Source organism: Streptomyces sp. NPDC059037, assembly GCF_042740015.1.
Lineage (GTDB): Bacteria > Actinomycetota > Actinomycetes > Streptomycetales > Streptomycetaceae > Streptomyces.
Map to the genome: position 1 here is coordinate 1 of NZ_JBHYIG010000022.1, position 13,207 is coordinate 13,207.

General features: G+C 72.7%; 10 protein-coding genes, 2 pseudogenes and 1 riboswitch. Of the genes and pseudogenes, 4 read left to right on the forward strand and 8 right to left on the reverse strand.

Features of this window, described 5'->3' with window-relative positions; genetic code table 11:
• From ACFWY6_RS07385 to ACFWY6_RS07420, 8 genes and pseudogenes are all read right to left on the reverse strand, one after another.
• A pseudogene (locus ACFWY6_RS07385) lies at positions 1-1,294 on the reverse strand (ABC transporter ATP-binding protein); the annotation flags it as partial.
• Complete coding sequence (locus ACFWY6_RS07390; RefSeq protein ID WP_384687289.1) at positions 1,291-3,033, reverse strand: ABC transporter ATP-binding protein; 1,743 nt, start codon at positions 3,031-3,033, stop codon at positions 1,291-1,293. The gene ACFWY6_RS07390 and the pseudogene ACFWY6_RS07385, both read right to left, overlap by 4 nt.
• 149 nt (positions 3,034-3,182) lie before the next feature.
• Positions 3,183-3,302 carry a SapB/AmfS family lanthipeptide gene (locus ACFWY6_RS07395; protein ID WP_360762718.1) on the reverse strand — a complete coding sequence of 40 codons (120 nt, stop codon included), beginning with the start codon at positions 3,300-3,302 and terminating at the stop codon, positions 3,183-3,185.
• Positions 3,303-3,345: 43 nt separating this feature from the next.
• Entirely contained in the window at positions 3,346-5,985 is a 2,640-nt protein-coding gene (lanKC, locus tag ACFWY6_RS07400) for a class III lanthionine synthetase LanKC (RefSeq protein ID WP_384687290.1), read from the reverse strand.
• 218 nt (positions 5,986-6,203) lie between these two features.
• Positions 6,204-6,437, reverse strand: a complete 234-nt coding sequence (locus ACFWY6_RS07405; RefSeq protein WP_266867529.1) for a ferredoxin — start codon at positions 6,435-6,437, stop codon at positions 6,204-6,206.
• Positions 6,437-7,927, reverse strand: a complete 1,491-nt coding sequence (locus tag ACFWY6_RS07410; protein ID WP_384687291.1) for an aldehyde dehydrogenase — start codon at positions 7,925-7,927, stop codon at positions 6,437-6,439. Before ACFWY6_RS07410 ends, ACFWY6_RS07405 begins: the two co-directional genes overlap by 1 nt.
• Before the next feature lie 122 nt (positions 7,928-8,049).
• Positions 8,050-8,403 carry a DoxX family protein gene (locus tag ACFWY6_RS07415; protein WP_384687292.1) on the reverse strand — a complete coding sequence of 118 codons (354 nt, stop codon included), beginning with the start codon at positions 8,401-8,403 and terminating at the stop codon, positions 8,050-8,052.
• A gap of 68 nt (positions 8,404-8,471) precedes the next feature.
• A complete protein-coding gene (locus tag ACFWY6_RS07420) occupies positions 8,472-9,389 on the reverse strand; it encodes a sigma-70 family RNA polymerase sigma factor (RefSeq protein ID WP_384687293.1) in 918 nt (305 codons plus the stop codon).
• 176 nt (positions 9,390-9,565) lie between these two features.
• Here ACFWY6_RS07420 and ACFWY6_RS07425 point away from each other — a divergent pair, with 176 nt between their 5' ends.
• From ACFWY6_RS07425 to ACFWY6_RS07440, 4 genes and pseudogenes are all read left to right on the forward strand, one after another.
• Positions 9,566-10,615: an MBL fold metallo-hydrolase gene (locus tag ACFWY6_RS07425; RefSeq protein WP_384687294.1), complete on the forward strand. Its 1,050-nt coding sequence runs from the start codon at positions 9,566-9,568 to the stop codon at positions 10,613-10,615.
• Positions 10,616-10,698: 83 nt separating this feature from the next.
• A riboswitch (cobalamin riboswitch) is annotated at positions 10,699-10,764 on the forward strand.
• 149 nt (positions 10,765-10,913) lie between these two features.
• Positions 10,914-12,137 carry a prenyltransferase/squalene oxidase repeat-containing protein gene (locus tag ACFWY6_RS07430; RefSeq protein ID WP_384687295.1) on the forward strand — a complete coding sequence of 408 codons (1,224 nt, stop codon included), beginning with the start codon at positions 10,914-10,916 and terminating at the stop codon, positions 12,135-12,137.
• Complete coding sequence (locus ACFWY6_RS07435; RefSeq protein WP_384687296.1) at positions 12,134-12,826, forward strand: SCO2322 family protein; 693 nt, start codon at positions 12,134-12,136, stop codon at positions 12,824-12,826. Before ACFWY6_RS07430 ends, ACFWY6_RS07435 begins: the two co-directional genes overlap by 4 nt.
• 61 nt (positions 12,827-12,887) lie before the next feature.
• Positions 12,888-13,207: pseudogene (locus ACFWY6_RS07440) on the forward strand (hypothetical protein); the annotation flags it as partial.

A 13,207-nucleotide genomic window follows, 5' to 3' on the forward strand; every position in this document is an offset into this window, starting at 1 on the left:
CCGAAACAAACCCGGTCTCCGGCTCGCGCGAGAACCCCGGCGCGGGCACCGACGCCAACGCGGATTCCGGCCCGGGCAAGGAGCCCAGCTCGGGCACAGAGCCCAGCTCAGGCGCGGACGCGGACGCGGATTCCGGCTCAGGCGCGGACGCCAACGCGGATTCCGGCTCAGGCGCGGACGCCAACGCGGATTCCGGCTCGGGCGCGGAGCCCAGCCCGGGCGCGGAGCCCAGCCCGGGCGCGGGCGCCGACGCGGGCGCGGGCGCCGACGCGGGCGCGGGCACGGATTCCGGCTCAGGCGCGGACGCCAACGCGGGCCACGACTCCGGCGCGCCCTCGGCCTCCCGAACCGGCGGCGCCCACGCAAGTCGTTGGAGGACCACCGCCAGGCGGGAGCCGCTGGTGCCCAGGCCGTTGATCAAGTTGTGCAGGGCGGGGAGCAAGGCCTGGGTCACGTAGGCGATGGCTCCTACCAGGGCGCCCGGTGTCACTCCGCGGTTCAGGAGCCAGGGGGCCGTGGCGAGGAGCAGGATCAGCGGGAGCTGGCCGCCGGTCGCCAGTGCCGCCGTGCGCAGGATGCCCCAGCGGGCGAGGGCGCGGGCCGCCGCGTACTCCGCGGCGACGCCCCGGTCCAGGTCGGCGGCCACGTCCCGCTCCGCGCCCGCCGCGGCGACGTCCCGCAACCCCGGGCAGACCGCGCCCAGTTGGCCCGCGATGCCCTCGTCCGCGACGAGGAACGTCTCCTGGCGGCGGGCAAGGGGCCGCAGCGACGCGACGAACAGGGCGATGCCCGCGAGCAGCGGCGGCGCGACCACCAGGAGGAGCAGCGGGGCCAGCGAGAACAGGCCGACCAGCGCGCCCACCGCCGTGAGGACGAAGGAGCGGGACACCATCACCAGGCCCGCGAAGGTGTCCCTGGCGATCTCCACCTGCTGGGTGAGCCGGGACACGGCGGCGCCGTCCGCCTCCCGCAGGCCCCGGTCGACGACCTGCCGCACCAGGGTGTCCCGCAGGGGTTCCACGAGGTCGGCGACCGCTCGGTACACCCGCCCGGTGCCGTACGCGGCGGCCGCCACGCCCAGCGCGCCCGCGCCGAGCCACCCGAGGCCGACCGCCTCGTCCCCCGCGAGGAACCCGTCGTCCAGGGCGCGCGCGAGGGCGTACCCGGTGAGGAAGGTCTGCCCGGTCTCCAGTACGGACCAGAGGGCGAGCCGCAGCACCACCGGCCACCTGCGCCACAGGAAGCGGACACCCCGGCGGTAGGGGCTTTGGGCTCCTGCGGGCGGGCTGGTCACGCGGCGAACACCTCCCGGTACTCCGCTCGCTCCCACAGCTCCGCGTGCGTTCCCACCGCCCGGATCCGGCCCTCGTGCAGCCAGGCCACCGCGTCCGCGCGGGCTGCCGTCGTGGCCCGGTGGGCGATGATCAGGCGGCTGCGGTGCGGGGCGCGGTGGAGCAGGGCCTCGGCGATGTGGTGTTCCGTCACGGTGTCCAGGCTCGACATCGCGTCGTCCAGGATCAGCAGCCGCCCGCCGCGCGCGAACGCCCTTGCCAGACCGAGGCGTTGGACCTCGCCGCCGGAGAGGGGCGCCTCGGTGCAGGGGGTGGCGTAGCCGTCGGGCAGACGGGTGATGAAGGTGTCGGCGCGGGCCGCGCCGGCCGCTTCGCGGATGCGGGCGGGGGCCGGACGCGGGGCGCCGAAGCCGATCGTGTCCTCCAGGGTCGCGCCGAGCAGCGCGGGGCGTTCGAAGGCGTAGCCGACCTCGCGGCGCAGCTCGGCGCGGCCGAGCGAGCGCAGCGGGACACCGTCGAGGCGTACGTCCCCCTCGTCGGGGTCGGCGAGCCGCCCCGCGAGGGAGGCGAGCAGCGACTTGCCCGCGCCGGAACGGCCGACCACGGCGAGCGTGCCGCCCGCGGGCACCGTCAGGTCGACACCGTCGAGCACGGTACGTCCACCGCGTGTCATCCTGACCCCGCGTAGCTCCAACAGCCCTCCACCCGCGGGGAGTTCGGCCGCCCCGTACACGGTCTCCGGTTCCGCGAGCACCTCTCCCAGGCGCCGCGCCGCCGCCCTCGCCCGCACCAGGCCGCCCAGCTGCCCGACGAGCATCCCGATCCCGGTGGCGAGCACCGCGTACCGGGATGCGGCAAGCAACTCGCCGACTGTGATGCGGTGTTGGAGAAGCAGGTGGCCCGCCACGGCGACGACCGCCAGCTGCAGGACCGGCGCGACCATGACCGCCTGCGCCTGGGAGCGGCCCTGTGCCCGCCACATCCGGTGGCCCTGGCGGGTGAGTTCGGGCAGCGCCCCGAGGACGCGCGCCGCCTCCTTGTCCTCGGTGCGCGCGGCCGCGATGGTCCTGGCCCCGCCGATCGCCTCGCTCAGGCGGCCCGCGATGTCCCCCTGGACCCGCTGGTAGCGCGCCACGCAGTCCGAAGAGACGCGCACGAACGCCCGCAGGAGCAGGACGAGTACGGGCACACCGGCGATGAACACCACCGCGAGCAGGCCGTCGATCAGGGCGAGGGCGACCACGGCGCCGACGGGTGTGACCAGGGCTGCGAGCAGCCCGGCCAGGGTGGCGGGCGCGATGCCCGCGTGTGCGGCGTTGTCGACGAGGCGGGCCACCAGGTCGCCGTGGGCGAAGCGTGCGGTGGTGCGCGGGCCGACGGCGAGCACATGGCGGGCGACGCGGCCGCGCAGCCAGGCCGTGGTGCGGGCGTTGGTGGTCCCGGTGACGACGCCGTCGACGGCGTCGAGGAGGGCACTTGCACCGATCAGCGCCGCACAGACGAGGATCCAGCGGGTGGCGCCGGATCCGCCGTCACCGGTCGCGCCGCCGGTCGCATGGCCGGTCAGGACGGCGTCCAGGGCGCGGCCGATCGCGAGCGGCAGCAGCAGGCTCGCGCCCGCGGCCGCGACGGTGCACAGCGCGAGCACCGTGCAGCGGGCGGCACTGTGGCGGGTCGCGGCGCGCAACAGGCCGGCGTCGGATGTGGGGTGGTGCTGCGGACGGGGGGTCGTCGTCGCCATGCGGTGCGGGTCCTCGTCGTCCTCGTAGGCCAGGCCGCGTCGGCCTCGTCGCCTTCGGGTGGCCTCCGTGGCGGTGGCGGCGGGCCCGGACGGCCTTTGCCGGTGCCGTCCGGGCCTTCAAATTCCGTGCCGTCAGTCGCGAAGTGGCGTCACAGACAAAGGGTGATGCTGGCGGTGCTCCAGCACAGGAGCAGGCTGAGCTGGCTGCCGCCGCCTCCGCCGCCCGTCATCTCGTCGGATTCCATGCTCTGCAGGTCGAGGAGTGCCATGAGCTTCCCTCTCGTTTGGGGACGTTGTTCCCTATGGGTTGTGTCACGACCCCGCTGTATGGCGGGACCGGCTCTGGGGCCGCGGCAGCGGCGGCAGGAAGGGGATGTGCGCTCCGCTGTCGCCGAGCGCCGCGGCGAGGGCGAGGAGACAGCCCGCCGTCCCGGTGTGCAGGTCCATGGAGAGGCGCATCATCTGCTCGCCGGGGAAGGCGAGTTGCCCCTCGTACGACATGGCGAACCAGCCGAGTTCCTCGATCTGCGCGGCGACGTCATCGGGCGTGATGCCCGGCGCGGTGCTGCGGTTGACGTGCAGGAGCAGTCCGGCCCGCCCCCGGAACAGGCCGGGCTGCACGCAGAAGCGTGAGCGTGCGGCGGCCAGGATGCCCGGCCGCGCCGCCTCGAACGCGGCGTCGTCCCGGTGGGCGAGGTAGTCGTCGAGCACCATCCCGATGCCGACGCTGCCGTCACCGAGGTACGGCATCGTGCGCCAGCCCTCGTCGACGCCGAGGCTGCCGTCGGGCCGCGCCACGCACCGGGCGAGGTCCGTGCGCAGCGCACGCGCCGCCAGGTCGAGGAGCGCGGGATCGCCGTTGCGCTCGTACAGCCGCAGGAAGAGCAGTGCAGGACCGGTGGCCCCGTGCAGCAGGCCGGCCCGGGGCTGCTTCCCCTTGGGCGGGTGCCCCGAGGTGAGCCGCTCGCCGAGCAGCTCCGCCGCCTTCAGGGCGTACTGGCCGAGCGCGCGCTCGCCGGTGCTCTCGGCGAGGGCGTCGAGGGCGAGGCCGAGCCCGGCGAGGCCGCCGTGCAGGTCGGAGGGGAGCCGCTGCCAGTTCTCCTGGAGGATGAGCCCCGTCAGGTCGAGGGCGCGGTTGCGGTGACCGAGCCGGTCAAGGACGTGGGCGATGCCCGCGAGGCCGTCGTCGAGGCCCAACGGCGTGCCGGGCGGGGCGGGTTCGGTGTGCTTCAGGAGCCACCGCTCGCCCTCTTCGTAGCGTTCGCCGCCGCTTTCGGCGAGGGCGAGCAGCACTCCGGCGGCGCCGTGCGCGAGGCCGAGGCCGCCGCCTTCGGCGAACTGCGCGATGTCACCGGGGAAGAGCCGGTCGTCGCGCTCCGGGGTCGCCGAGGCGAGGATGGCCTTGACCATCGAGTCCCGGCTGCGCGGCCAGTCGGCGGGGTCGACGAACGGTGCGGCCGCCCCTGCCGAAGAGGCCGAGAAGACGGGCCCGGCGACACCCGCACCGCCGGGCACGACCCGCTCGATCTCCGCCACCGCCTCGGCGAGGAACTCCCTTGGTACGTCCGGGAATTCGGCCGCGATCACCTGCGCGAGATGCGCCGCCTTGCCCCGGTCGATGGCCAGCAGCGTGGTGACCGGCAGGAACAGCGCGAGCCGCAGACAGGCAAGCGCGTACCGGTCGACGTCCTTGCCGGTGCGGTCGGGGGGCGCGACGAATCCGGGGTGGGCGACGACCTGACGTCCGCCCGCGTCCACGGCGGTCGCCGCCTCGAAGTCGAGGAGTGCGACGCTCTGTTCGTCGGGCGCGACCATGATATTGAAGAGGTGCAGGTCGTTGAAGACGACCCCCCGCCCGTGCACCGCCGTCACGGCGTCCTCGACGGCCCGGTGGATCCGCAGCGCCCAGTCCGTGTACGCGGCGATCGCGTCGGCGTCCGGTTCACTGACGCACAGCGGATGGCGGTCGGCGAAGAAGGAGTTGAGGGTGCGGCCCTCCAGGAAGTCCATGACGAGGAAGCGGTGGCCGCCGAGTTCGAACCAGTCGCGCACCTCGGGCGCGACGCCGAGGCCCGCCAGCTTCTCCAGCGCGTCCCGCTCGCGCTCCAGGCGGGCCACGGCGTCGGCCCCGTCCGATGCGAGACCCGCGTGCGGGCGGGCCTCCTTCAGGACGACCTTGCGGCCGTCGCGGGTGTCGGTGCCGACGTAGACACCGCCGCCGTTGGAGAAGTGCAGGGCCTTCTCCATGCGGTACGGCAGGTCGGTGACCGTCGTCCGGTTGCGCTCGGCGAGCTGGGGTTCGAGGAAGGGCGGCAGCGTCACCCACTCGGGCACCTTGAAGGCCGGGTCGCGCGAGTCGGGCACGAGCCTGCCCCGGTCGTCCTCGATCGCGGGGACCAGGGCGCCGCGCTCGTCGACGCACATGCGGCGGGTGAAGGCGCCGTACCTGACGTACAGCGGCCCTTCCTGCCAGCGCAGATCGGTGAGGATGTAGGGACCCTCGCACCCTTCGAGCGCCTTGCCCAACTCACGTAACACCGTGTGCAGTTGGTCTTCGTCGGCCGGGTAGATCGTGGCGAACTTGCCGCTGCCGTCCCGTCCCGCGTACTTGCTGTTGCGCAGATGCAGCAGATGGCGTCCCGCGATGAACTTGAAGGGCACGGCGCGGGGCACGCAGTAGTCCCACACCACCGCAGCCATCCGGTCGGCGTTGTCCAGCGTGGCGGAGACATGGATCTTCCAGCCCTGCGCGGGCGCGGGCCGCGAGTGCCCGTCCTCGTCGACCGGCCCCAGGGTCAGCCAGTCGCCGGTGCGCGCCGAGCGCCACCCTTCCGGGACCGCGCGGCCGGCCGTCCCGAACTCGGGGGCGCTCGTGCCGCCCGCGGACAAGCGGTCCGGAGTCTCGTAGAAGAGCCTGTCGGCCAGACAGTAGACCTCGTACCGCTTGTCCACGGCTTCCCCTCCCCATGCGGCGTCGCAAGGAGAGTTGCAGACCGCAAAGGGGGCGGACAGTCACAGATGTCATCGGATGGGCGTGCGGAACGCATACGTAAAGTCCCGTTCGCACCTGTTCGAGCGCACAGCGTGTGCACGGTGGAAACACCAGGTGGTACCCGGACCGTCACAAAGGTGAAGATCACCTCTTGCCGGAAGGCCCCGCCCGAACCCGGCTAGTCCTCCGGAGGGAACACGACCTCCCCGCTGCCCGTCAGGGTGATCGTGATCGCCTCGACCGGGCAGCCCTCCGCAGCTTCCAGGACCTTCTCGTTCGCGTCGGTGTCGGCGGCGACGGGGTGCGACTGCCGGGCGGAGTCCAGTTCGAAACCGCCGGGAGCGGTCAGCACGCACATCCCCGAGCCGATGCACACGGACCGGTCCACCTCGACGTGCCAGCGGTCCCCCATCAGGCACCGGTCCCTTCGCCCGCCGCGGCAGCGGCTGATGTATACGTGCCCGGCAGATGGATCATCTTGTGCTCGAAGTACTCGCCGTACCCCTCGGGCCCGAACTCCCGCCCCACACCGGAGTTCTTGTAGCCGCCGAACGGTCCGAGCATGTCGAGGCTGAAGGTGTTCACGGAGTACGTCCCGGTGCGCACCCGGCGTGCGATGTCGATGCCGCGCTCCACGTCCGCCGTCCAGACGCTGCCGCTGAGCCCGTAGTCCGAGTCGTTGGCGATCTTCACGGCCTCGCTCTCGTCGCCGTACGGAAGAAGGCAGATGACCGGGCCGAAGATCTCCTCGCGGGCGATGCGCATGGAGTTGTCGACGCCGCCGAAGAGCGTCGGCTCGACGTACCAGCCCTCGTCGAGTCCCGCCGGACGGCCGCCGCCCGTGAGGATCTTGGCGCCTTCCTCCTGGCCGATGCGGATGTAGTCGAGGGAGCGCTGCTGCTGGCGCTTGGCGACCAGCGGGCCGAGTTCGGTGGCCGGGTCGAGCGGGTCGCCGACCTTGAGCGCGCCGGCCGCCGCGGCGAAGGCCTCGGCGAACTCGTCGTAGCGGGAGTGCGGCACGAGGATGCGGGTCTGGGCCACGCACGCCTGGCCGTTGATCATCCAGGCGAAGGGCACGATCCCCGCGACGGCGCTCGCCGCGTCGGCGTCCGGCAGGATGACCGCGGCCGACTTGCCGCCCAACTCCAGTGTCACGCGGGTGAGATTGCGGGCGGCGACCTCCATGACGCGCTTGCCCGCGCCGACGGAACCGGTGAAGGACACCTTGTCGACGCCGGGGTGCCCGACGAGGTACTCGCTGACCTCGCGGTCCGCCGAGATGATGGAGAGCACGCCCTTGGGCAGCCCGGCCTCGGTGGCGATCTCGGCGAGGATGTAGGCGTCGAGCGGCGCTTCCGGCGAGGTCTTGAGGATGACCGGGCACCCGGCGAGCAGCGCGGGCGCCAGCTTGGCGGCGGCGGTGAACTGCGGGACGTTCCAAGGGACCACGGCCGCCACGACGCCCACCGGCTCGCGCCGGACGAGGATCTTGCCGAGGGCTCCGTCGCGCGCTTCCTCGTACGTGAAGTTGCGCGCGACCGTGAGCGCGGAGTCCCAGACCATCATCGCGGCGAGGGCCTGCACCATGACGCTTGAGGTGTACGGGGTGCCGTTCTCGGAGCTGATGACGCGGGCGATCTCCTCGTGCCGTACGGCGATCGCGTCCTTGATCTTTGTGATCACCTCGATCCGCTCGTCGAGGGTCATCCGGGGCCAGGGGCCCTCGTCGAACGCCTTGCGCGCGGTGGCGACGGCCCGGTCGACATCGGCGGGCGCGGCGTGCGGGACCGTCGCGAAGACCCGGCCCGTGTGCGGCGAGATCACCTCGATGACGTCCTTGCCGAGGGGGTCCACAAGCTCCCCGCCGATGAACAGCTGTCCGTGTTCCACGAGCTCGGTCATGGCTGACTGCCTCCTGCGGGATTCCGCCCTGCGCGGCACGCTTTCTGACACTGCCTCAGAACGCTTTGGCAGAACTGATACCAGTTCTAGTTCCAGGAGTCCACGGGGATGTCACCGCGGCCTCAGATCCCCCGGTGGGCGATCCCGGTGACCAGCGCCGCCGCGGCAAGTACCCAGAACCCGAGCGGGAACTGGAGCGTGTAGACCCGCGCCCGCAGATGGAAGAGAACGGCGCCGGCGAAGAAGAGGACGAGCCCGGCCCCGGCGGCGACACCGATCCAGGGCACGGCGAAACCCGCCAACAGGCCCATCCCACCGGCCAGTTTGAGATGGCCCAGCGGGAACAGCCAGGAACGCGGCACGCGGGCCCGGTCCATGTTCGCGATGACCTGGGGCGAGCGCGCGTAGTCGACGAAGGCGACGGAGATGTTTGCGGCGGCCGCCAGCAGGGTGACGGTCACATAGGCGATGAACATGGATGGCTCCCTTTGGATCCCTTTGGATCCCTTTGACTCCCTTTGACTCCCTTGCGGGGAACGGCCGTTCAGGCGAGGTGGGCGAGCTTGTCGGGGTTCATGACGTTGTAGAGCCCGCGCACCCGCTCGCCGTCCGGCGTCAGGTCGAGGACGAGCACGGCGTACGGGGCGCCTTCGTTGAACAGCAGCACCGAGGGATCGCCGTTGATGTGGCAGTAGCGCAGCTCCGCCCCCGCGGGCCTGAGCGCGGCACGCTTGACGAGCAGCTCGGCCACCCTGCCGGGACCCCGCAGCGGGCGCGGCCCCGCCCCCGGCGCCTTGCCCCCGCCGTCGGCCCACAGGACGACATCCGGCGCGAGCAGCCGCAGCAGCGTCTCGGCGTCCCCCGCAGCCACCGCCTCGGCGAACCGCTCGGTGACCTCCCTGCGGCGGCGCGCGTCCGCGTTCCCTGCGGGCCTCCTGGCCCGCACATGCTCACGGGCCCGGTGGGCGAGCTGGCGCACGGCGGCCGGGGTCCGCCCGATGATCTCGGCGGTCTCGGTGTGCGCGTACCCGAAGACCTCATGCAGGACGAAGACCGCGCGCTCCAGCGGGGAGAGGGTCTCCAGGACCACGAGGAGCGCCATCGACACCGACTCGGCACGCTCGACCGCTTCGGCGGCGTCCGGCTCATGGACGGGTTCGACGGCCCGGGTGAGCAGCGGTTCGGGGAGCCAGGGACCGATGTAGGTCTCACGGCGGCGGCTGATGACGGACTGCCGGGCGAGGGCCTTGTTCACGGCGATGCGTACGAGATAGGCGCGGGGGCTCCCGATCGGCTCGGCGTCGCGGGCCGCGTGCCGGGGCGCCCAGGCGAGCCAGGTCTCCTGCAGCACGTCCTCGGTGTCGGCGACGGTGCCGAGCATGTTGTAGACGAGGGAGAACAGCAGCTCTCGGTGGTCGACGAAGGCGCGCGTCGCGTCGTCTGCCTCGGAAGTGCCGGACATGGCGGGGGTCTCCTCTGTTGTGCGTGCTTGCGTCCTAGGAGCGGGGCGGCGGGCCATGTGTGACATCGGGCCCGGCGAGTGTGACCGGCGCCTCACTTCCAAGTCCCCTGACGAAACAGTCGACTTGGGCGATCATTGGAACTAGTTCTAGTTACGATGAGAGACGAGGGCTCCCGATGACGCAGGTGGCCGATCCGCAGGTGACCGAGCACGGCGGGGGCGTATGGAGCATCAAGGTCCCCATCCCGGACAACCCCCTCGGCTACACCCTCGTCCATCTCCTGGACACCGACAGCGGCCCGGTCCTGATCGACACGGGCTGGGACGACCCGACGTCCTGGGACACCCTGGAGGCGGGCCTCGGCGCCTGCGGCACGTCCGTCGACGCGGTGCACGGCGTCGTCATCACCCACCACCACCCCGACCACCACGGCCTGTCCGCCAAGGTCCGCGAGGCCTCGGGCGCCTGGATCGCGATGCACGAGGCGGACGCGTCGGTGGTGCGGCGCACCCGCTCCAACGCCCCGGGGCGCTGGTTCGACTACATGGTGCAGAAGCTGACGGCCGCGGGCGCCCCCGCCGAGCACGTCGCACCGCTGATCGCCGCCCGCGACGCGGGCCGCACGCCGAAGCTGCCGGGCCTGGCCCCCGCGCTGCCCGACCGGGACATCACACCGGGCGAGCTGCTCGCACTGCCGGGCCGCAGGCTCCGCGCGATCTGGACGCCGGGGCACACCCCCGGCCATGTCTGTCTGCACCTGGAGGAGGAGCACCCGGCCCGGCTGCCGGGCCACGGCCGCCTCTTCTCCGGCGACCATCTGCTCCCCGGGATCACCCCGCACATCGGCCTGTACGAGGACCCCGACGACGACACGGTGACCGATCCCCTTGGCGACTACCTCGACTCCCTGGAGCGGGTCGGCCGCCTGGGCCCCGCCGAGGTCCTGCCCGCCCACCAGCACGCGTTCACCGACGCACCGGCCCGCGTACGGGAGATCCTGGCCCACCACGAGGAACGCCTCAGCGACCTCCTGGCCCTGCTCGCCGAACCCCTCACCCCCTGGCAGCTCGCCGAGCGCATGGAGTGGAACCGCCCCTGGGCCGAGATCCGCTACGGCTCGCGGAGCATCGCCGTGTCGGAGGCCGAGGCCCATGTGCGGCGCCTGGTGAAACTGGGGCGCGCGGAGGCGGTGGGGAGCGATCCGGTGCGGTACGTGGCGGTGTGAGTGCGGCGGGGCGGGCGGCCCGGGCAGGCCTGCTACGGGCCGGTAGAGTGACCCCCGTCGTCATCATGCCCGTACGGGGGAAAGCCGGTGCGAATCCGGCGCTGACCCGCAGCCGTGACCGCAGCCTCTAAGGGCCCGCGGAAGCCGGATCGCCTTGCCCGGAGCATGACCGGCTCGCCTCATCGGACCCCCCGATGAACGGCACCGTCGAGGTATACGGAGCCGGAGCCGCCCGGAGCCGTGCCCGTCGCGCGCCCGTGCTGCCCCGCTCCCCGCAGGGAGAGGCACCCGCCGCATCATGAACGTTCGCCGCAGCGCCGCGGTCCTGGCCGCCGTCGCCGTGTTCGGTTCGGCCGCCGCCCCGGCCGCCTTCGCCGACACCGCGAAGCCGTCGCCATCCGCCAAGCTCCCCTCCGGTCTGTACGGCGACAAGGACCCCAAGTTCGACGGGGTCTTCCGGCAGTCGTACGCCCTGCTCGCCCAGGATTCGGCCGGTGTGAAGCCCGCCGCGAAGTCCGTCGACTGGCTCACCGGACAGCAGTGCGCGAGCGGCGGTTTCGCCGCGTACCGCGCCGACGCCGGCGAGCCCTGCGACTCCAAGACGATGGTCGACAGCAACTCCACCGCGGCCGCCGTGCAGGCACTCACCGCGCTCACCGGTCAGGCCAAGACGGTCAAGAAGAGCGTCGACTGGCTGAAGTCGGTGCAGAACAAGGACGGCGGCTGGGGCTACAGCCCCGGCATGGACTCCGACGCCAACTCCACCGGCATCGTGATCGGCGCCCTCACCGGGGCCGGCGAGAAGCCGCAGTCGGTGAAGTCGCAGGACGGCAAGTCCCCTTACGACGCGCTGCCCGAGCTCGCCATGGACTGCGGCAAGGACGGCGGCGCCTTCGGCCTCGCCGACATGAAGACCGGCAAGCTCACGCCGAACGCGGACGCGACGGCGGCCGGTGTCCTCGGCGGCTACGGCAGGGGCCTGGTCGTGGCCCCGTCCGAGGGGACGAAGCCGGCCTCCCCGAAGTGCGTCAAGGCGGACACCGCCGAGAAGGCCGCGTCCAACGGCACCGGCTACCTCCTGAAGACCCTGGCCGAGAGCGACGACCACCTGATGTCGTCGCTGGCCGGCGCCAAGAACATGCCCGACCCGGGCAACACCGCGGAATCCGTGGTCGCCCTCGCCGCGGCCGGTCAGCCGGAGCAGGCGAAGAAGTCGGCCCAGTGGCTGGCGAAGAACTCGGCGGAGTGGGCGAAGACGTCCGGACCCGCCGCATACGCCCAGCTGATCTTCGCCGCGAACGCCGCCGGCCTCGACCCGCGCGACTTCGGCGGCGCCGACCTGGTCAAGCAGCTGAACGCGCAGGGTCCCGCACCGCAGGCCACCGAGAAGCCCGCCGACGAGAAGAAGGACGGCGACGACGAGGGCGGCGTGAGCGTGTGGTGGATCATCGGCGTCGGCCTGGTCTTCGGCGCGGGCATCGGCTTCCTCCTGAGCAGCCGCAACAAGAAGTCGCAGCTGTGACTCGGGTCCGCTCCGGCCGCCCCGCACGGTTCGTGGCCGGGGCGGTCCTCACCGCGCTCTTCGCCTCGCTGTTCGCGGTCCTTGCCGCCGCTCCGGCTCAGGCCGCCGGCTACCGCTACTGGTCCTTCTGGGACCGGGACGGCGCCAAGTGGGCCTACGCGACGCAGGGCCCGGGCACCGCACGCCCCGACGACGGGGCCGTCCAGGGCTTCCGGTTCTCCGTGTCCGAGGACTCGCAGGACTCCGCGAAGCCGCGCGGCCCCGCCGACTTCGATGACATCTGCGCGAGCACTCCCGCCAAGGACGGCCGCAAGCGCGTCGCGCTGGTCATCGACTTCGGCCTGCCGAAGGACGCACCCAAGGGCGAGACGCCGCCCGCACCCCGGCTGGCCTGCGCGCGGGTCGGCGAGGACGCCACCAGCGCGGAGGCCCTCGCCTCGGTCGCCAAGCCGCTGCGCTACGACAGCAACGCGTTGCTGTGCGCCATCGACGGCTACCCGGAGGCGGGCTGCGGCGATCAGGTCGCGGGCAACGGGGAGTCGGAGAAGAAGCCGGCCACGGGCGAGTCGGCCCAGGGCAAGAAGGACACATCCGACGGCGGTCCGTCCGTCGGCCTGATCGCGGGCGTGGCGGCCATCGCCCTGCTCGGCGCGGCAGCCGTCTGGCAGGCCCGCCGCCGCCGCGGCTGATCCCGCGATGACCGGTCCCACCAAGCGGTTCCGGGCCCCGAAAGGGGCGCGGGGCTGTGACATGAGCGGCTCCGCCGCGTGGGCGCGACCAGCCACGGACGGCCCGCAGATTCAGTACCTCGCCCCGGCCGCGCACCGGAGCAACGCCCTGCACCCGGGCGCCTGGTGGGTCTGGGCCCTTGGCCTCGGCACGGCCGCGTCCCGCACCACCAACCCCCTGCTGCTCGGCATGCTCATCGGTGTCGCGGGCTACGTCGTCGCCGCGGGGGGGGCGGGCGCCCCCGGGGGGCGGGCGGGAGGGGGGGGTGGTTTTGTAAGGCACAGAGGCAAAACCAGACGCCGCGTGTGGTGGAACAGGAACGGGGATCCCCAAACCCCGAC